Genomic DNA, 17,996 nt, shown 5'->3' on the forward strand with positions numbered 1-17,996 from the left:
TCAGTCGGAATCGGAGGAAATCAGCCGCGCTCGCCGAGCAGCCACTCGAGCTGGACTTCGTGCTGACCACGGTCATCGGTGACGAACACGGTGCCTTCGCTGATCATCACGTCCCACTTGATGGTGCGCGGCATGTCCTTGGCCAGGACCTCCAGCACCTCTTGCGGCACGGCGGCGATGTTCAGATTCTTCAAGCCCTTGACCGCATCGACCACCTTGCCCTGCCAGACACGCAGACTGCCGTAGGCCAGCAGGCTGGTGCGCTCGGTGCGGCGCGAGCACCAGGTCAGGCGCTCGGCGTCCGGCTGGCCGACTTCGATCCAGTGCAGGATGCGATCGTCCAGGCTGCGTTCCCACAAGGCGGCTTCGTCGACGTCCGACAGACCGCGCCCGAACGACAGCTGCTCGTTGTACCACAGCGCATAGGCCAGCAAGCGCACGGCCAACCGCTCTTCGGTCTCGGACGGATGGCGGGCGATGGTCTGGCGAACGCTTTCGTAGACACCTCGGTCGAGGTCGGTCAGGTTGAGTTCGAACTTGTAGGTGGTGGACGGCTGGGCCATGGACGCGGGCTTCTGCAAGAAAAGGCGCACAGTCTACCTGATCCTGTCGCCGGGTGGGCCGCAGCGGTATCGGCCTGACGAGGGCCTGTGGTAAAACCAGGCGCCTGTTCCCACCGCCATGGATGCGCCATGACTACGTCCAGCAAACCCCTCGCCGGCCTCAAGGTCGTCGAACTCGGCACCTTGATCGCCGGCCCGTTCGCCTCACGGATCTGCGCCGAGTTCGGTGCCGAGGTCGTGAAGATCGAATCGCCTGATGGCGGTGATCCGTTGCGCAAATGGCGCAAGCTTTACGAGGGCACCTCCCTGTGGTGGTTCGTGCAGGCGCGCAACAAGCGCTCGCTGACGCTCAACCTCAAGCACCCCGAAGGGCTGGACGTGCTCAAGCGGCTGCTGGCCGAAGCCGATGTCCTGATCGAGAATTTTCGCCCCGGGGTGCTGGAGAAGCTCGGCCTGGGTTGGGACGTGCTGCATGCGCTCAACCCACGCCTGGTCATGGTCCGGCTGTCGGGGTTCGGCCAGACCGGACCGATGAAGGACCAGCCCGGCTTCGGCGCGGTCGGCGAGTCCATGGGCGGCCTGCGCTACATCACCGGCTTCGAGGACCGGCCGCCCGTACGCACCGGCATTTCCATCGGCGACTCCATCGCGGCGCTGTGGGGCGTGATCGGCGCGCTCATGGCACTGCGTCATCGCGAGGTCAACGGCGGGCAAGGCCAGGTGGTGGACGTGGCGCTGTACGAAGCGATCTTCGCGATGATGGAAAGCATGGTGCCGGAGTTCGACGTGTTCGGGTTCATCCGCGAGCGCACCGGCAACATCATGCCGGGCATCACGCCCTCCTCCATCCACACCTGCGCCGATGGCCGCCATGTGCAGATCGGCGCCAATGGCGATGCGATCTTCCAGCGCTTCATGCGTGCCATCGATCGCCCCGACCTGGCCGACGACCCGACGCTGGCGAGCAACGACGGTCGCGACGCGCGGCGCGACGAGCTGTATGGAGTGATCGATCGCTGGGCAGGCGGGTTGCCTCTGGACGAGGTCATGGCGGTACTCAACGCCGCTGGCGTGCCGGCCAGCCGCATCTACTCGGCCGAAGACATGTTCAGCGACCCGCAGTTTCTGGCCCGGGAAATGTTCCTGCCGGCCACGCTGCCCGACGGCAAGGCGTTCCGCATGCCGGGGATCGTGCCGAAGCTGTCGGAAACGCCTGGCAGTACCGAGTGGGTAGGACCGGCGTTGGGCGAGCACACCGGGGCGGTCCTGGCGGACCTGGGATTCGACGATGAGGCAATCAGAGGGTTGAAGGCGCGGGGCGTGGTCTAGGGCCGCCGACGGGAACCGCGTGCGCACCCGAAAAAAGAAACCCCAGGCGTTGGGGAAGACGCCCGGGGTCAAGCGAAAGCCTCTGGGGGCTTTCCGAGGCAGCCAGCCAACACCGGAGCAAAGCGCCGCACGACTGCCACTGCCTGTCTGACGATACCCTCAGGCGAAGGTTCCCATCGATTGCTGACAGTGCTGCAGCGCAGCGATCACGCAGGGCTGCAAGCGCCCTTCGGCGATTTGCAGGTCACGGTGCAGTCCGTCTACCAAATCCACCAGCAGACGCTGGTCTTGCAATTGCGAGGGGGTCACGGCGCGTTGCAGCACCAGGCGACCTTGGCGGTCGAAGAGCGACAGGTCACGCATCGAGCGGGCATCGGCTTCGCCGAGGGTGGCGTGATACGGAGTCAAGGCTTCATTGAGCAGTTTGCAGATTCGTTCCATCCGACTCACTCGCTTGTGCTGGTTAGGTAGGAAGACTGACCGTGCCAGGACAGGGAAAGTTCGCCCCTGCCTGGCGCCGCTCAACGCGCATGCGACGTTGCCATCACCGTTTGCTGACACCGCGAGCGCAGGCGCGGGCTGCTTCGACGCAAGGTGTGCAGGTGCTGCGCCAGCGCACGGGTCGACAATGGCCAGTCCAGTTCGCCCAGTACCCACAGGCCCGACGCCCGCGCCTGTTGCGCCAGGTCGTACTCGCCACCACGCGGGTGCCCGACGAACAACGCGGCACGCGCACCTTGCCCGCGGGCCAGCCGTTCGAGCAAGCGCACGCCGTCTGCCAGGCGGATGCCATGGTCCACCACCAGCAGGTCGAGCGGACGCTCACGCGCCAGCCAGGTGCAGGCCAAGGCCGGGTCCTCGGTCACACGGACGTCGAACACGCCCTGCGCGTTCAGGGCCTGGTGCAGATGGATCTGGTGAAAGGGGCTGTGCTGGTGGATCAGAACACTCAGACGGTCCATGCGCTTCTCCTGCAATAGACGAGCACGATGAGGCCGGCCACTGTAGGGAAGGTCTTCTGGAGCGGTCTGTAGGAAATAGCTGAAGGGCGTGAAGAAATGGCGTGACGGCAAATTGAAAACGGCGCCGTGTGGCGCCGTTTTCCAGGACTGGCTTACAGCGGCGTGCCGCGATTGCCATGCTGCGCCACGAAGGCCTGGACAGCCTTGAGGTCGTTGGGCAGTACCGTACAACGCTCTTCTCGACTGAACAGGTCGCTCAGGTGGCTCGGCAGTTCCAAGGCCTTGCCCACGCCCGCCTGCTCCACGGCCTCGGGGAACTTGACCGGATGCGCGGTGCCCAGGATCACCATCGGGGTGTCCAGGCTGCGACGGCACTCGCGCGCGGCCTTGACGCCGATGGCCGTGTGCGGGTCGAGCACTTCACCGGTACGGGCAAAGACCTCGGCGATGGTCTGGCAGGTCTGCTCGTCACTGACGGCCAGGGAATCGAACAGCTTGCGCGCTTCGGTCCAGCGGTCTTCTTCCACCGTGAAGCCGCCGCCCTGACGGAAGCGATCCATCAGCTCGGCGATCGCCGCGCCACTGCGACCGTGCAGGTCGAACAGCAGGCGCTCGAAGTTCGACGACACCATGATGTCCATCGACGGCGACAGGGTGGCGTGCAGGGTTTCCTTGACGTAGCGATTGCCGCTCATGAAGCGATGAAGGATGTCGTTGCGGTTGGTGGCGACCACCAGCTGACTGATCGGCAGCCCCATGTTGCGCGCCAGGTAACCGGCGAAGATGTCGCCGAAATTGCCGGTCGGCACCGAGAAGGCCACCGAACGCGCCGGCCCGCCCAGCTGCAGCGCCGCGTGGAAGTAGTAGACGATCTGGGCCATGATTCGCGCCCAGTTGATGGAGTTCACTGCCACCAGACGAGTGCCCTTGAGGAAGGACTGGTCGGCGAAGCTGGCCTTGACCATCTCCTGGCAGTCGTCAAAGTTGCCTTCGATGGCGATGTTGTGGATGTTCTCGCCGAGGATGGTGGTCATCTGCCGACGCTGCACCTCCGACACGCGCTGGTGCGGGTGCAGGATGAAGATGTCGACGTTGTCGCACCGGCGGCAGCCTTCGATGGCGGCCGAACCGGTGTCGCCACTGGTGGCGCCGACGATCACCACACGCTCGCCACGCTTGAGCAGCACGTGATCGAGCAGGCGGCCAAGCAGTTGCAGGGCGAAATCCTTGAACGCCAGGGTCGGGCCGTGGAACAGCTCCATGACCCATTCGTTGCTGTCGAGCTGGCGCAGCGGCGCCACGGCAGCATGGGCGAACTCGCCATAGGTCTCTTCGAGGATCCGCTTGAAATCGGCATCGGCAATGCTGCCTTCGACGAACGGGCGCATGACGCGGAAGGCCAGCTCGTGGTACGGCAGGCCAGCCCAGGAGGCGATCTCTTCCTGGGTGAAGCGCGGCAGGTTTTCCGGCACGTAAAGGCCGCCGTCGCTGGCAAGGCCCGCCAGCAGGACGTCTTCGAAGTTCAGGGCCGGGGCCTGGCCGCGAGTGCTGATGTAGCGCATGTGTGCAAACCTCTGGGCGCGGGGTGGGAACATAAGCTGCAAGTGACGAGCTTCAAGCTTCAAGCTTGCCTGTGGTGCCTGAGCGTTATGTTCTGTCGTCCCGCGCGACTGTAATGAATTCTAGGGTCTCGAAAGCGAAGGGTTCCGGCTTGCAGCTTGCAGCTTGCCACTTGCCGCTCACCCCCTCAGCCCAACTGCTCGACCCGAATACGAACCACCTTGCCGACCACGTCCTGCAGGTCTTCCAGCGCGACGATGGCATCGTTGATGCGCTGCTCGATGACGCGGTGGGTGACCAGGATCATCGGCACCAGGCCATCCTGCTCCTCGGCTTCCTTCTGCATGATCGACTCGATGTTGATGCCGCGCTCGGACAGGATGCTCGCGACCTGGGCCAGCACACCTGGGTGATCCTTGGCCTGGATGCGCAGGTAATAGGCACTCTCGCAGGCCTCGATCGGCAGGATCGGATGGGCCGACAGCGCGTCGGGCTGGAAGGCCAGGTGCGGCACGCGGTTTTCCGGATCGGAGGTCATGGCGCGGACCACGTCGACCAGGTCGGCGACCACCGACGAGGCGGTCGGCTCCATGCCGGCGCCAGCGCCATAGTAGAGGCTCGAACCGGCGGCATCGCCGTTGACCATGACCGCGTTCATCACGCCGTTGACGTTGGCGATCAAGCGGTCGGCCGGGATCAGGGTCGGGTGCACGCGCAGCTCGATACCGCTGTCGGTGCTGCGGGCCACGCCCAGGTGCTTGATGCGGTAGCCCAGGGCCTCGGCGTAGTTGACGTCAGCCGTGGTCAACTGGGTGATGCCCTCGGTGTACGCCTTGTCGAACTGCAACGGGATACCGAAGGCGATCGAGGCCAGGATGGTCAGCTTGTGGGCCGCGTCGATGCCTTCGACGTCGAAGGTCGGGTCGGCCTCGGCATAGCCCAGGGCCTGCGCTTCGGCGAGCACATCGGGGAAGGTGCGGCCCTTGTCGCGCATCTCGGTGAGGATGAAGTTGCCGGTGCCGTTGATGATGCCGGCCAGCCAGTTGATCCGGTTGGCCGACAGGCCTTCGCGGATGGCCTTGATCACCGGGATGCCACCGGCCACGGCGGCTTCGAAGGCAACGATCACGCCCTGCTCGCGGGCCTTGGCGAAGATTTCGTTGCCATGCACGGCGATCAGCGCCTTGTTCGCGGTGACCACGTGCTTGCCGTTCTCGATGGCCTTGAGCACCAGATCGCGCGCCAGGGTGTAGCCGCCGATCAGTTCGATGACGATGTCGATCTCGGGGTTGCTCGCGACCTCGAACACATCGGCGGTAATGGGGGTACCGGCAATCTGACAGTTGGGGTTCTGCGAACGCATGGCGATCTGCGCCACTTCGATGCCACGGCCGGCCCGCCGGGCGATTTCCTCGGCGTTGCGCTGAAGCACATTGAAGGTACCGCCACCGACGGTCCCCAACCCACAGATGCCTACTTTGACCGGTTTCACTGTCAACTCCCCATGAACGGCCGACGACGTGCCGACCGTGAAAACAGCCGTCTCCCCATGGCGACGGCGTCAGATTAGATTACTTGGCTTCGCCCAGGACCAGCTTGGCCAGCTGTGGCGCGGGCTGATACCCCGGAATGACTTGGCCGCTCTCCAGCACGATCGCAGGCGTCCCGTTGACGCCGATCGACTGGCCGAGGTGGAACTGCTTGGTGACCGGGTTGGCGCAGCTGGCGGCCTTGACGTCCTTGCCGTCGATCAGCTTGTCCAGCGCCGCGCGGCGATCGCTGGAGCACCAGACCGCCTGCAACTGCTCGTCGCCCGCCGAGCCGGGCCCCTGGCGCGGGAAGGCGACGTAGCGCACTTCGATACCGCGACGGTTGAGTTCGGGCACTTCGGCGTGCAGCTTGTGGCAGTACGGGCAGGTGGTGTCGGTGAACACGGTGATGTGCGACTTGGCCTTGCCCTGGGCAGGATAAACTACCATTTCACCCACGGGAATGCTGTTGATCAGCTTGGCCACGCCCGTGCGCTCGGTCTGCTCGGTCAGGTTGACCGGCTTGCCGTCCTGGACCTGGAACAGGTAGCCCTGCATCACGAACTGCCCATCGGCGCTGGCGTACAGGACACGGCCGCCCTGAAGCTGGACCTCGTAGAGGCCACTGATCGGGCTGGCCGACACGCTCTCCACTGGTACGTCCAGTTCAAGGGTCTTGAGCGTCTTGCGAATGGCCTGCTCGGCGGCCGGATCAGGACTCGCCGCAACGGCGAACGTGCTGGCCAGCGCCAGGGTGGCGGCGGCGAAGAGCGGGGTCACGCGCATGAAAACTCCTGGAGGCGGACAAGAACGACACGGCTGCCTGCCGGACGCCCTTGGGCGGCCCGGCAGCGCCGGCTACAAAGCGCCCAAGCCTACCACAACCCGAAGCCACTGACCGACACTCACGGGCCGTCTGGCGCAACATGAGCGCCGCTCATCCACGCGGGTGGTGCTCGGCATGCAACTGCTGCAGACGTGCCTTGGCCACGTGGGTATAGATCTGTGTGGTGGACAGGTCGCTGTGCCCCAGCAACATCTGCACCACGCGCAGGTCGGCGCCATGGTTGAGCAGGTGCGTGGCGAAGGCGTGACGCAAGGTATGCGGCGACAGGCTCTTGTCGATGCCGGCGACCTGCGCGTGGTGCTTGATGCGGTGCCAGAAGGTCTGCCGAGTCATCTGCTCGCCCCGTTGGCTGGGAAACAGCACATCGCTCGGCCGTCCGTTGAGCAGGTCGGCACGGCCACCCCGCAGGTAGCGTTCGACCCAGACCACCGCCTCCTCCCCCATCGGCACCAGGCGCTCCTTGCTGCCCTTGCCCATCACCCGCAGCACGCCCTGGCGCAGGTTGACCTGGTCGAGCCGCAGACTCACCAGCTCGGTCACCCGTAGCCCGCAGGCATACAGCACCTCGAGCATGGCCCGATCGCGTTCGCCGATCGGCTCACCCAGGTCCGGCGCCTGCAACAGCGCCTCGACATCGGCCTCCGACAGGGACTTGGGCAGCGGCTTGCCCAATTGCGGCATGTCCACCAGCAGGGTCGGATCGACCGCCACATGGCCTTCGCGCAGCAGGTAGCGGAAGAACCCACGCAGCCCTGAGATGAAGCGCGCCGTGGAGCGCGGCTTGTAGCCCTGGTCCACGCGCCAGGCCAGGTGATCGAGGATCAGCTCGCGCCCTACCGCTTCTAGCGTAACGCCATGCGTCTGCAACCACCCGTTGAACAGGACGAGGTCACTGCGATAGGACACACGTGTGTTATCGGACAGCCCTTTTTCCAGCCACAGGGCGTCGAGAAAGGGATCGATCAGAGGATGGTCGAGTGCGGGCATGGGCTACCTGGGCGGGGCGGCGAGCTTCGAGCTTCGAGCTTCGAGCTACAAGCTACAAGCTACAAGCTACAAGCTACAAGCTACAAGCTACAAGCTACAAGCTACAAGCTACAAGCTACAAGCTACAAGCTACAAGCTACAAGCTACAAGCTACAAGCTACAAGCTACAAGCTAGAGCAAGTCGCGCCGACATTATTCATTCAATCAACATTCACACAGCGCCGCAGTCCAGCTTGCAGCTTATGGCTTACGGCTTACGGCTTGCAGCTCACTCCCCCACCGGCAACACCGGCACGGGCCGCTTGTCCTCGTCGATCGCCACGAAGCTGAACACGCCATGGATCGCTCGCTCGCGCCCATCCACGTACATGTCCTCGACGAAGACCTCGACCTCCACCTGCAGACTGGTGGTGCCGACCCTGACCACCGTCCCGACCAGCTCGACGATGGAACCGGCCGCGATCGGATGCTTGAAGTCGATCCGGTCGGTCGACACCGTCACCAACGGCAGCCGGCAGAAACGGGTCGCGGCGATGAACGAGACTTCGTCCATCCAGGCCAGGGCCGTGCCGCCGAACAGGGTGTTGTGGTGATTGGTGGTGGACGGGAATACCGCCTTGGTCACGCGCGTGACCGACGATTCGGTACGGCGCTGGATTTCATGGTCACGGGTCGTCATGGCATCGCTTCACGAAAACGGGGAAGGCACATAGCAAAAAAGCAGCCCGAAGGCTGCTTTTTGTCTCGCGAGGTGGCCTGGGCCACCGGTCAAACTGCACTCAGGACAGTTTTTCCTTGATGCGAGCGGCTTTGCCGGACAGGTCGCGGAGATAGTACAGCTTGGCTTTACGCACGTCACCACGACGTTTCACGGCCAGGCTGTCGATCTGCGGGCTGTAGGTCTGGAAGGTACGCTCGACGCCAACGCCGCTGGAGATCTTGCGCACGGTGAAGGCGCTGTTCAGACCGCGGTTACGCTTGGCGATCACGACACCTTCGAATGCCTGCAGACGGGAACGCTCGCCTTCCTTCACTTTCACCTGAACGACGACGGTGTCGCCGGGTGCGAAGGTCGGGATTTCCTTGCTCATCTGCTCGGCTTCGAGCTGCTGGATGATCTTGTTGGTCATGCTGTGCTCCTAAGGCGGATGTTCGATCCACCATCGATACGTTTAACTATCGTTCCGCTCGCGGAGATATTCCTCGAGCAGCTTGTTCTCTTCTCCAGAAAGCGAGCGACTTTCCAGAAGATCGGCGCGTCGCTCGAAGGTTCTCCCGAGGGATTGCTTCATTCGCCAACGCCGGATGTGTGCATGGTTGCCACTGAGCAACACGTCGGGTACGCGCCGATCCGCATACACCTCAGGTCGGGTATAGTGCGGGCAGTCCAGCAGACCGTCGGTAAAGGAATCCTCTTCCGCCGAGTCCACATGCCCTAAAGCTCCGGGCAGCAGTCGCGTAACCGCATCGATCAGCACCATGGCCGGCAGCTCGCCACCGGACAGAACATAGTCGCCAACCGACCACTCCTCATCGACATGCGTCTCGATGAAACGCTCGTCGATGCCTTCGTAACGACCGGCGATCAGGATCAACGATCCTGCTTGTGCCAGGTCCTTGACCGCTTGCTGCGTCAGCTTGCGGCCTTGCGGCGACAGGTAGATCACCTTAGCCTGTGCTCCGGTCGCCTGCCTGGCGCTGGCCAAGGCATCTTCCAGAGGCTTGATCTTCATCACCATGCCTGGGCCGCCACCGAAGGGCCGATCGTCCACCGTGTGGTGTCGGTCCGTGGTGTAGTCCCGCGGGTTCCAGCAGGTCACCTCGAGCAACCCCTGTTTCACCGCGCGGCTGGTAATGCCGTACGCCGTGATGGCCGAAAACATCTCGGGGAACAACGTGACCACATCGACGCGAAGGTTACCCATCGGTCAGAAGTCCGCGTCCCAGTCGACCCGCATCACGCCTGCATCCAGATCGATGGCTTGCACGCATTGCGCCGTGTAGGGCAACAAGCGTTCGCGATCGTCCAGGCTGCCTGCGCAGGGCCGTACCACCAGTACATCGTTCGCGCCGGTCTCCAACAGGTGATCCACCTTGCCGAACAGCTGTTCGTCCTGGTTGATGACGCTCAGACCCACCAGCTGGTACCAGTAGTACTCGCCGTCGGTCAGGTTGGGCAAAAGGCTTCGCTCGACACAGATGTCGTAACCGCTCAGAAGCCGTGCTTCGTCGCGATCGTCGAGGCCCTTGAGCTTGACGACCAATCCCTTTTGCGAGGGACGACCGCTGACCAGCTCTGCCTGCTTTACCACGCCTTCGTGCCGAAGCGTCCAGCGGGGGTAATCCAACAGGTTTTCAATCGGATCGGTAAAGGAGTACACCTTCACCTCGCCGCGAACGCCGTGAACCGAAAAGATCTTGCCGACGACGATCAGGTCGTCCGCGTTTTCTGGCGTCGCGTTCATAGTGCTCAGGCAGCGGCCTTGGCAGCGTCCTTCAGCAGCTGAGCAACACGCTCAGACGGCTGCGCACCCTGGCTCAGCCAGTAGGTGACACGTTCCTGATCGACCGACAGACGAACTTCGCCGCCAGCTGCGATCGGGTTGAAGAAACCGATACGCTCGACGAAACGGCCATCACGGGCGTTACGGCTGTTGGTCACGGTCAGGTGGTAGAATGGGCGCTTTTTGGAGCCGCCACGGGCAAGACGGATGGTTACCATGTGAACATCGTTCCTGTAGTCGGTGCTGCAAATCTGAATGCACAGTGGGCACGGGTGCCCAAAAGGCCGCATATTCTCAAGGAATATACGGGCTTTTGCAAACGCCTTTTGGAAAAAGGCCGTTCGCCTGCGTTCGAATCTGCCGGTTACGCCGCTCGTAAGGGCGGCAATATCCCCGCCAGGGCGGGGTTTCCGGCCAATCGCGGCACCCGCGACCGGCCTGAATCGGGATCAGAGCTTAGGCATGTTGCCGCCACCTGGCAGCATCCCACCCAGGCCGCGCATCATCTTCGACATGCCGCCCTTGGTGGAGAACTTCTTCATCATCTTCTGCATCTGCTTGTGCTGCTTGATCAGACGCCCGACGTCCTGCACCTGGGTGCCGGAACCCAAGGCGATGCGGCGCTTGCGCGAGCCGCTGATGACGTCGGGGTCGCGGCGCTCGGCCGGGGTCATGGAGTTGATGATCGCCTCCATCTGCTTGAACTGCTTCTCGGCCGCGCCCTGGGCATTGCCCATCTGCGACAGGTTCATGCCGCCGATACTCGGCAGCTTGTCCATCAACCCGCCCAGGCCGCCCATGTTCTTCATCTGCTGAAGCTGGTCACGGAAGTCTTCCAGGTCGAAGCCCTTGCCTTTCTTGAGCTTCTTGGCGAGCTTGTCGGCCTTGGTCTTGTCCAGGGTCTGCTCGGCCTGCTCGATCAGGCTGAGCATGTCGCCCATGCCGAGGATCCGCGAGGCGATGCGCTCGGGGTGGAACGGCTCGAGCGCATCGCTCTTCTCGCCCATGCCGATGAACTTGATCGGCTTGCCGGTGATGGCCCGCACCGACAGCGCGGCACCACCGCGGGCGTCGCCGTCGACCTTGGTGAGGATCACCCCGGTCAGCGGCAGCGCATCGCCGAAGGCCTTGGCGGTGTTGGCGGCGTCCTGGCCGGTCATGGCATCAACCACGAACAGGGTCTCGACCGGCTTGACCGCGGCATGCAATGCCTTGATCTCGTCCATCATGTCGGCGTCGATGTGCAGACGGCCGGCGGTGTCGACGATCACCACGTCGATGTACTTGAGCTTGGCTTCGCGAATCGCCGCCTCGGCGATGGCCACCGGCTTCTGGCTGATGTCGGACGGGAAGAAGGTCACGCCGATGTCGTTGGCCAGGGTCTCGAGCTGCTTGATCGCCGCCGGGCGGTAGACGTCGGCCGAGACCACCATGACCGACTTCTTCTTGCGCTCCTTGAGCAACTTGGCCAGCTTGCCCGCCGTGGTGGTCTTGCCCGCGCCCTGCAGGCCGGCCATCAGCACCACCGCCGGTGGCGCGGCATTGAGCGTGAGCTCTTCGTTGGCGGCGCCCATCAGACTCTCGAGTTCGGCCTGGACGATCTTCACGAACGCCTGGCCCGGGGTCAGGCTGCGCGACACCTCGGTACCGACGGCCCGTTCCTTGACGCTGTTGACGAAATCCTTGACCACCGGCAGCGCAACGTCGGCTTCGAGCAGGGCCATGCGCACTTCGCGCAGCGTGTCCTTGATGTTGTCTTCGGTCAGCTTGGCCTTGCCGGTGACATGGCGCAGCGTCTGTGACAGGCGGTCGGTCAGGTTTTCGAACATGGTGATCCTTTCAGGCTGGCGAGCCGAGATTTTCAGGCGCCGGGGCGGCAGACGACACGCGCGGGGCGCAACAAGCCGGCGAGTATAACCAAGACTGGCGCCGCCGCCCACCTGCCCGGCCACCCCGCCACCGCCGAACAACCCCTGTGGCCTGTCCCGGTGCCGGCTGGCCGGCAGGCTTCCTAGGCGAGCGCGTTCTATGCCAAACTCCGGCCTTTAGGGCTTGCCTAACAGGACTTATGCTCTCCTCACCCAGCCTCATCCCCAATCTGATCGCCGCCTGCCTGTACGCCATCGCCGCGTTCCATCAAGGCACCCGCCTGGCCCAGGGCACGCATGCCGACAAACGGCTGCTCGGCGCACTGGGGGGCATCGCCGTCGTGGCCCAGGGCATCGCCCTGTTCTTCCAGCTGCTCACACCGCTGGGCCTGAGCCTGGACTTCTTCAGTGCCGCCAGCCTGATCGCCACCGCCGTCATCGCCTTGACCCTGCTGGCCTGCCTGCGCATTCCGGTGGAGAACCTGCTGCTGCTCTTGTTCCCGCTGGGCGCCATCACCGCGCTGTTGTCGCAGTTCGCGCCGCCCGGCACCGTGCCGCTGATCAACGAGCAACCGGGCATCCTGGCGCACATCCTGTTGTCGATCCTCGCCTACGGGCTGTTCACCATGGCGATGTTCCAGTCCTTGCTGCTGCTGTTGCAGGACCGCCAGCTCAAGCACAAGCATCCGTCGGGACTGATCCGCAACTTCCCGCCCCTGCAGACCATGGAAAGCCTGCTGTTCGGCTTCCTCTGGGCCGGCTGGGGCCTGCTCACACTGTCGCTGATCTCCGGCTGGCTGTTTCTGGACAACCTGTTCGCCCAGCACCTGGTGCACAAGACCTCGCTGTCGTGCATCGCCTGGGTGGTGTTCAGCGTCCTGCTGCTGGGGCGCCACCGGCTGGGCTGGCGCGGGCACAAGGCGATTCGCTGGACGCTGGCCGGGTTCTGCCTGCTGATGCTGGCGTACTTCGGGAGCAAGCTGGTACGTGAATTCATCCTGCATATCTGATCGCTCATCATGATGGACGCCCCCACGCTCGATCCGTTGATCGCCCTCCTGGTCCTGGCCCTGTTGTGGTCGATGCTGTTCGGTGCGGTCGAAGCGGCGCAACGGCAGATCACGATGGCCCTGCCGGATGCCCATCCCGACATGCCGCGGCTTTCCATGCGGGCGCTGATCCTGTGCACTGGGGTGGGTCGCCTGCTGGTGCTGGGTAGCGCGTTGCTGATCGGCCAGCGCCAGGCACCGGTCCACGGCTTCTGGCTGGCCGGCCTGGGGGCGACCCTCGTGCTGCTGGTGCTGACCGATTACCTGCCGCGTCGCCTGGCGCATCGCCACCCCCGCGCCGTGCTGAGCCTGGGCGACAGCCTGTTGCACGCGCCGCTGCTGATCGTCCAGCCGCTGGCCTGCCTGCTCGATGGCTGCGCACGCCTGTTGCTGCGCCCCTTCCAGCGGGGTCCGGTCGCTCATCCCGCGCAGGTCGAGCAGCACGATGCGCTCGAGGAGCCGCCTCGGAGCGCGCCCACACGCTCCGATCTGCTCGAAGGTGTGCGGGCCCTGCAGCGCATCACCGTCAACGACATCCTGATTCCGCGCAATGACGTCGATGGCATCAACCTCGACGATCCGATCGAGACGATCACCGCCCAGCTCCGGGGCACCCGTCATACGCGTCTGCCGGTCTACCACGCCGACATCAACCAGGTGCAGGCGGTGCTCAACCGCAAGACCCTCGAACACCTGCTAAAGGCCGACAGCCTGACCGTCGAGCAGCTGAAGGCGGCCTGCCATGAGCCCTACTTCATCCCCGAGGGCACACCCCTGCAGCAGCAACTGCTCAATTTCCACAAGCAGCAACGCCGCCTGGGCCTGGTGGTGGACGAGTATGGCGATGTGCTGGGCCTGGTCACGCTCGAGGACATCCTGGAAGAGATCGTCGGTGAGTTCGAGGACGAGCAAGGGCTGGACAACCCCCATGTCCATCCCCAGGCCGATGGTCGCTACGTGATCGATGGCGTGGCCTCGCTGCGCGAGATCAACCGCAGCCTGGGCTGGCACCTGCCCTGCGATGGCGGCCCCAAGACCCTCAACGGGCTGGTCACCGAGGCACTGGAAAGCATTCCCGCCAGCGCCGTGTGCCTGAAGGTCGGGCGTTACCGTCTGGAAATCCTGGAAACCGAAGACAACCGTGCCAGCAAGGTGCTGGTCTGGACCCTGAACCGCTAGCTATACTCGGGTCACGCTTATCCAGCCCTGCCGTATCCCCTGCTACCCGCGCCTGGGGGCCAGCGGCCAGTCCACGGCTCGACGCACCTGCGGCATCGCCTCGCCATCCTGAGCGCTGCCCTCCCGGCCCCATCCGGCCCCGCCCGTCGAGACGTCGAATCACAAGAACAGGCTCCAGCCTGCGCGCCTGCGCAGGCCATGAAGCACCAGACTGCCAGGGATCGATGCCATGACTTCCAGCGACACGTTCGCCTCCACCGCGCCGACCGCGCCGACCGCGCCGGTGAATTCTCCTGCCCGCGTGGCCACCGCCAGCTTCATCGGTACCGCCATCGAGTTCTACGACTTCTACGTCTACGCCACAGCAGCGGCCCTGGTGATCGGGCCGGTGTTCTTCCCCTCCGGCTCAGGCACCGCCCAGATGCTGGCGGCGTTCATGACCTTCGGTATCGCCTTCCTGGCCAGGCCGCTAGGCTCGGCGCTGTTCGGGCACTTTGGCGACCGCATCGGACGCAAATCGACGCTGGTCGCCTCGCTGCTACTGATGGGCGTCTCCACCACGCTGATCGGCGTGCTGCCGGGCTATGACAGCATCGGCCTGTGGGCCCCGGTGATCCTGTGCCTGCTGCGCTTCGGCCAAGGCCTGGGCCTGGGCGGCGAATGGGGTGGTGCGGCCCTGCTGGCGACCGAGAACGCCCCGGCAGGCAAGCGCGCCTGGTTCGGCATGTTCCCGCAACTGGGCCCGTCCATCGGCTTCCTGGCCGCCAACGGCCTGTTCCTGACGCTGGCCCTGGTGCTGAGCGACGAGCAGTTCCGCGACTGGGGCTGGCGCATCCCGTTCCTGCTCAGCGCGGCACTGGTGCTGGTGGGCCTGTACGTGCGCCTCAAGCTTGAAGAAAGCCCGGTGTTCGCCACGGCCGTCGCCCGCCAGGAGCGCGTGAAGCTGCCGGTGGTCGAGCTGTTCGCCCATTATTGGCAACCGATGCTGCTGGGCGCCATGGCCATGGTGGTGTGCTATGCGCTGTTCTACATCTCCACGGTGTTTTCCCTGAGCTATGGCGTCTCGGCCCTGGGCTATACCCGGGAGGGCTTCCTGGCGATGCTGTGCTTCGCGGTGGTCTTCATGGCGTTGGCCACCCCGCTGTCGGCCTGGCTCAGCGACCGCTACGGACGCAAGCCGGTGTTGATGGTCGGCGGCGTGCTGGCGGTCGCCTCGGGCTTCGCCATGGAGCCGATGCTGACCTCCGGTTCGAGCGTGGGCGTGGCCGCGTTTCTGGCGCTGGAGCTGTTCCTGATGGGCATGACCTTCGCGCCGATGGGCGCCCTGCTGCCCGAGCTGTTCCCGACCCACGTGCGCTACACCGGTGCCTCTGCCGCCTACAACCTGGGCGGCATCGTCGGCGCCTCGGCGGCCCCGTTCTTCGCGCAGAAGCTGGTCAGCCTGGGCGGATTGAGCTGGGTCGGCGGGTACGTGTCGGGCGCGGCGGTAATCAGCCTGGTGGCGGTGATGTGCCTGAAGGAAACGCGGGATCGGGCGCTCTGAGCGGCAGGCGGGTCAGGCGGCCTCTCGCAGGGGCTGTCAGGATGAATGGGGGTGCGGGCGTGCGGGCGAAGCCATTGTTTTTTTCTACTCCACCGCATTGACTGCTTTGTGGGCCCTGCGGGCCATGCCTTTCAACGTCTTTGGAAAAAGTCCCGAGACAGGGTCATGGTTGCACCCACAGGTTCATCGGCACGATGCAGGCAAGCGCAGCCCTCCTGTGGGGCTTGCCCGCGATGGCGTCCGGCCCATCACCGCCTGCATCGCGGGCAAGCCCCACAGGGTGGTGTCCGAGCGGATACATGCCGGCAGGCTTCATGCGGGCTGGGTGGGAGCTGGCTTGCCAGCGATAGGGCCTGTTCAGTCCCTGCAAGGTGAGTAGGTCGGCGCTCTGTCTATTGGCGATGCAGCGAGGCCCCAGCCGGGGCGTCGGACCGGCCGCGATGGGCCGCAAAGCCGCCCCAGAAATCGATCAGAGATAAAGCCTCTGAGCCATGCCAGCTATCGTCGTGTGCTCTGCGCGATAGCGCGGCGCCAAAGCGGGCAGACTCCCACAGATATCCATTTCGAGCAGGCAGCCACATGACAAAGCCGCCTGTGGGCTTGCCCGCGATAGCGGTGGTAACGCCGACCCATGGCCGACAGCTCGAACGCTGGCCTGTCAGCTCTAAGGTGGATGAACAGGCCCTATCGCTGGCAAGCCAGCTCCCACAGGTGCCCATTTCAAGCAGGCAGTCGCACGATGGCAACCTATAGGAGCGGGCTTGCCAGCGATGCAGGCGGTGACTCGGGGGAGGCTATCGCGGGCAGGCTCACCCAACCCGGCGGGTGCCGCCTGCCAGGATGCTCGGCTCATGCGTCCGGCACCCACTGATCGCTTCTTAAAGCTCCACGGACACCGCCTGCGATGCGCGGGTCGCCTTGGCGCGGGCCGCCTCGATCGATTCGTCCCGGGCCAGGCACACGCCCATACGCCGTTGCCCCTTGACCTCCGGCTTGCCGAACAGGCGGATCGCGGTATCGGGTTCGGCCAGGGCCGCGCCGAGGTTGGCGAATGCCGTCTGGCTCGACTGCCCTTCCACCAGGATCACCGCCGAGGCCGACGGGCCGAACTGGCGAACCACCGGAATCGGCAGGCCAAGAATGGCCCGGGCATGCAGGGCGAACTGGGACAGGTCCTGGGAAATCAGGGTGACCAGGCCGGTGTCATGGGGCCGTGGCGACACTTCGCTGAACCAGACCTGGTCGCCCTTGACGAACAGCTCGACGCCGAACAGCCCCCGCCCGCCCAACGCCTCGGTGACCGCCTTGGCCACCCGCTCGGACTCGGCCAGGGCCTTGGGGCTCATGGCCTGGGGCTGCCACGACTCCTGGTAGTCGCCGCCTTCCTGACGGTGACCGACCGGGGCCAGGAAGGTGGTGCCGCCCACGTGGCGCACGGTCAGCAGGGTGATTTCGTAGTCGAAGTCGATGAAGCCTTCGACGATCACCCGCCCCTTGCCTGCACGGCCGCCTTCCTGGGCGTACTGCCAGGCCTTCTCGAGGTCGCCTTCGCTGCGCAGCAGGCTCTGGCCCTTGCCCGACGAACTCATCACCGGCTTGACCACGCACGGGTAGCCCAGGTCGGCCACGGCACGCGCATAGTCTTCGAAGGTGTCGGCGAAATGGTACGGCGAAGTAGGCAGGTCCAGTTCTTCGGCGGCCAGGCGGCGGATGCCTTCACGGTTCATGGTCAGTTGCGTGGCACGCGCCGTGGGCACCACGTTGAAGCCTTCGCTTTCCAGCTCGACCAGCGTCGCAGTGGCGATGGCTTCGATCTCCGGCACGATGTAGTGCGGCTTCTCGGCCTCGATGACTGCGCGCAGCGCGGCGCCGTCGAGCATGTCGATGACATGGCTACGGTGGGCGACCTGCATGGCGGGCGCATCGGCGTAGCGGTCCACACCGATCACTTCGACGCCCAGGCGCTGCAGCTCGATGACCACCTCCTTGCCCAGTTCGCCACAGCCACAGAGCAGTACACGGGTCGCGGTAGGCGACAAGGGGGTTCCGATACGGGTCGTCATCTCAGGTCCTCGA

General features: G+C 64.7%; 18 protein-coding genes. 4 read left to right on the forward strand and 14 right to left on the reverse strand.

Translation table 11 applies throughout. From position 1 onward, the window contains the following. Window positions 1-20: 20 nt before the first annotated feature. Complete coding sequence (locus G7007_RS10170; RefSeq protein ID WP_181101410.1) at window positions 21-563, reverse strand: YaeQ family protein; 543 nt, start codon at window positions 561-563, stop codon at window positions 21-23. Between the two features lie 129 nt (window positions 564-692). Here G7007_RS10170 and G7007_RS10175 point away from each other — a divergent pair, with 129 nt between their 5' ends. Continuing rightward, window positions 693-1,892: a CaiB/BaiF CoA transferase family protein gene (locus tag G7007_RS10175; RefSeq protein ID WP_181101411.1), complete on the forward strand. Its 1,200-nt coding sequence runs from the start codon at window positions 693-695 to the stop codon at window positions 1,890-1,892. Window positions 1,893-2,051: 159 nt separating this feature from the next. On the opposite strand, the gene G7007_RS10180 is transcribed toward G7007_RS10175, so the two are convergent. The 12 genes from G7007_RS10180 to ffh all read right to left on the reverse strand — a co-directional run bounded on the left by G7007_RS10180 (window position 2,052) and on the right by ffh (window position 12,110). Continuing rightward, on the reverse strand, window positions 2,052-2,333 hold the full coding sequence (locus G7007_RS10180) for a DUF3509 domain-containing protein (RefSeq protein ID WP_181101413.1): 282 nt from the start codon (window positions 2,331-2,333) through the stop codon (window positions 2,052-2,054). An 80-nt stretch (window positions 2,334-2,413) separates the two neighbouring features. Then, window positions 2,414-2,854 (reverse strand): histidine kinase, encoded by a 441-nt coding sequence (locus tag G7007_RS10185; RefSeq protein WP_181101415.1) that lies wholly within the window; start codon window positions 2,852-2,854, stop codon window positions 2,414-2,416. 152 nt (window positions 2,855-3,006) lie between these two features. Continuing rightward, on the reverse strand, window positions 3,007-4,416 hold the full coding sequence (gene thrC, locus G7007_RS10190) for a threonine synthase (RefSeq protein WP_181101417.1): 1,410 nt from the start codon (window positions 4,414-4,416) through the stop codon (window positions 3,007-3,009). A 185-nt stretch (window positions 4,417-4,601) separates the two neighbouring features. Then, window positions 4,602-5,906, reverse strand: coding sequence for a homoserine dehydrogenase (locus G7007_RS10195; protein ID WP_144936744.1), 1,305 nt, complete (start codon window positions 5,904-5,906; stop codon window positions 4,602-4,604). Between the two features lie 79 nt (window positions 5,907-5,985). Continuing rightward, window positions 5,986-6,729, reverse strand: a complete 744-nt coding sequence (locus G7007_RS10200; protein WP_181101419.1) for a DsbC family protein — start codon at window positions 6,727-6,729, stop codon at window positions 5,986-5,988. 151 nt (window positions 6,730-6,880) lie between these two features. Next, window positions 6,881-7,777, reverse strand: a complete 897-nt coding sequence (gene xerD, locus G7007_RS10205; protein WP_181101421.1) for a site-specific tyrosine recombinase XerD — start codon at window positions 7,775-7,777, stop codon at window positions 6,881-6,883. A gap of 268 nt (window positions 7,778-8,045) precedes the next feature. Next, complete coding sequence (locus G7007_RS10210) at window positions 8,046-8,456, reverse strand: acyl-CoA thioesterase (protein ID WP_181101423.1); 411 nt, start codon at window positions 8,454-8,456, stop codon at window positions 8,046-8,048. A gap of 100 nt (window positions 8,457-8,556) precedes the next feature. Then, complete coding sequence (gene rplS, locus G7007_RS10215) at window positions 8,557-8,907, reverse strand: 50S ribosomal protein L19 (RefSeq protein ID WP_003252148.1); 351 nt, start codon at window positions 8,905-8,907, stop codon at window positions 8,557-8,559. A 42-nt stretch (window positions 8,908-8,949) separates the two neighbouring features. Further along, a complete protein-coding gene (gene trmD, locus G7007_RS10220) occupies window positions 8,950-9,702 on the reverse strand; it encodes a tRNA (guanosine(37)-N1)-methyltransferase TrmD (protein ID WP_181101425.1) in 753 nt (250 codons plus the stop codon). Window positions 9,703-9,705: 3 nt separating this feature from the next. Next, window positions 9,706-10,242: a ribosome maturation factor RimM gene (gene rimM, locus G7007_RS10225; RefSeq protein ID WP_181101427.1), complete on the reverse strand. Its 537-nt coding sequence runs from the start codon at window positions 10,240-10,242 to the stop codon at window positions 9,706-9,708. 5 nt (window positions 10,243-10,247) lie between these two features. Further along, window positions 10,248-10,499, reverse strand: a complete 252-nt coding sequence (gene rpsP, locus G7007_RS10230; protein ID WP_181101429.1) for a 30S ribosomal protein S16 — start codon at window positions 10,497-10,499, stop codon at window positions 10,248-10,250. 231 nt (window positions 10,500-10,730) lie between these two features. Next, window positions 10,731-12,110 carry a signal recognition particle protein gene (ffh, locus tag G7007_RS10235; RefSeq protein WP_181101431.1) on the reverse strand — a complete coding sequence of 460 codons (1,380 nt, stop codon included), beginning with the start codon at window positions 12,108-12,110 and terminating at the stop codon, window positions 10,731-10,733. Between the two features lie 239 nt (window positions 12,111-12,349). Between ffh and G7007_RS10240 the strand changes: the two genes are divergently transcribed. The 3 genes from G7007_RS10240 to G7007_RS10250 all read left to right on the forward strand — a co-directional run bounded on the left by G7007_RS10240 (window position 12,350) and on the right by G7007_RS10250 (window position 15,920). Beyond that, the gene (locus G7007_RS10240; RefSeq protein WP_181101441.1) at window positions 12,350-13,159 is read left to right on the forward strand and encodes a cytochrome C assembly family protein; all 810 of its coding nucleotides are present in this window, start codon (window positions 12,350-12,352) and stop codon (window positions 13,157-13,159) included. A 12-nt stretch (window positions 13,160-13,171) separates the two neighbouring features. Further along, entirely contained in the window at window positions 13,172-14,377 is a 1,206-nt protein-coding gene (locus G7007_RS10245; protein WP_181101534.1) for a transporter associated domain-containing protein, read from the forward strand. A 229-nt stretch (window positions 14,378-14,606) separates the two neighbouring features. Further along, a complete protein-coding gene (locus tag G7007_RS10250; protein WP_181101443.1) occupies window positions 14,607-15,920 on the forward strand; it encodes an MFS transporter in 1,314 nt (437 codons plus the stop codon). A gap of 878 nt (window positions 15,921-16,798) precedes the next feature. Here G7007_RS10250 and purT read toward each other — a convergent pair. Next, the gene (gene purT / locus G7007_RS10255) at window positions 16,799-17,983 is read right to left on the reverse strand and encodes a formate-dependent phosphoribosylglycinamide formyltransferase (RefSeq protein WP_181101444.1); all 1,185 of its coding nucleotides are present in this window, start codon (window positions 17,981-17,983) and stop codon (window positions 16,799-16,801) included. Between the last annotated feature and the right edge of the window lie 13 nt (window positions 17,984-17,996).

Origin of the sequence: Pseudomonas entomophila (assembly GCF_013523125.1) — a bacterium.
Classification (GTDB): Bacteria; Pseudomonadota; Gammaproteobacteria; order Pseudomonadales; family Pseudomonadaceae; genus Aquipseudomonas; species Aquipseudomonas entomophila_B.

What these genes read in the sequence shown, in the direction of transcription:
- rpsP (WP_181101429.1), bottom strand. Translation starts at nt 10,499, where the DNA reads ATGGTAACCATCCGTCTTGCCCGTGGCGGCTCCAAAAAGCGCCCATTC.
- G7007_RS10185 (WP_181101415.1), bottom strand. Translation starts at nt 2,854, where the DNA reads ATGGACCGTCTGAGTGTTCTGATCCACCAGCACAGCCCCTTTCACCAG.
- G7007_RS10210 (WP_181101423.1), bottom strand. Translation starts at nt 8,456, where the DNA reads ATGACGACCCGTGACCATGAAATCCAGCGCCGTACCGAATCGTCGGTC.
- G7007_RS10245 (WP_181101534.1), top strand. Translation starts at nt 13,172, where the DNA reads ATGGACGCCCCCACGCTCGATCCGTTGATCGCCCTCCTGGTCCTGGCC.
- G7007_RS10250 (WP_181101443.1), top strand. Translation starts at nt 14,607, where the DNA reads ATGACTTCCAGCGACACGTTCGCCTCCACCGCGCCGACCGCGCCGACC.
- trmD (WP_181101425.1), bottom strand. Translation starts at nt 9,702, where the DNA reads ATGGGTAACCTTCGCGTCGATGTGGTCACGTTGTTCCCCGAGATGTTT.
- G7007_RS10240 (WP_181101441.1), top strand. Translation starts at nt 12,350, where the DNA reads ATGCTCTCCTCACCCAGCCTCATCCCCAATCTGATCGCCGCCTGCCTG.
- thrC (WP_181101417.1), bottom strand. Translation starts at nt 4,416, where the DNA reads ATGCGCTACATCAGCACTCGCGGCCAGGCCCCGGCCCTGAACTTCGAA.
- G7007_RS10170 (WP_181101410.1), bottom strand. Translation starts at nt 563, where the DNA reads ATGGCCCAGCCGTCCACCACCTACAAGTTCGAACTCAACCTGACCGAC.
- G7007_RS10180 (WP_181101413.1), bottom strand. Translation starts at nt 2,333, where the DNA reads ATGGAACGAATCTGCAAACTGCTCAATGAAGCCTTGACTCCGTATCAC.
- G7007_RS10200 (WP_181101419.1), bottom strand. Translation starts at nt 6,729, where the DNA reads ATGCGCGTGACCCCGCTCTTCGCCGCCGCCACCCTGGCGCTGGCCAGC.
- rplS (WP_003252148.1), bottom strand. Translation starts at nt 8,907, where the DNA reads ATGACCAACAAGATCATCCAGCAGCTCGAAGCCGAGCAGATGAGCAAG.
- ffh (WP_181101431.1), bottom strand. Translation starts at nt 12,110, where the DNA reads ATGTTCGAAAACCTGACCGACCGCCTGTCACAGACGCTGCGCCATGTC.
- purT (WP_181101444.1), bottom strand. Translation starts at nt 17,983, where the DNA reads ATGACGACCCGTATCGGAACCCCCTTGTCGCCTACCGCGACCCGTGTA.
- G7007_RS10175 (WP_181101411.1), top strand. Translation starts at nt 693, where the DNA reads ATGACTACGTCCAGCAAACCCCTCGCCGGCCTCAAGGTCGTCGAACTC.
- rimM (WP_181101427.1), bottom strand. Translation starts at nt 10,242, where the DNA reads ATGAACGCGACGCCAGAAAACGCGGACGACCTGATCGTCGTCGGCAAG.
- xerD (WP_181101421.1), bottom strand. Translation starts at nt 7,777, where the DNA reads ATGCCCGCACTCGACCATCCTCTGATCGATCCCTTTCTCGACGCCCTG.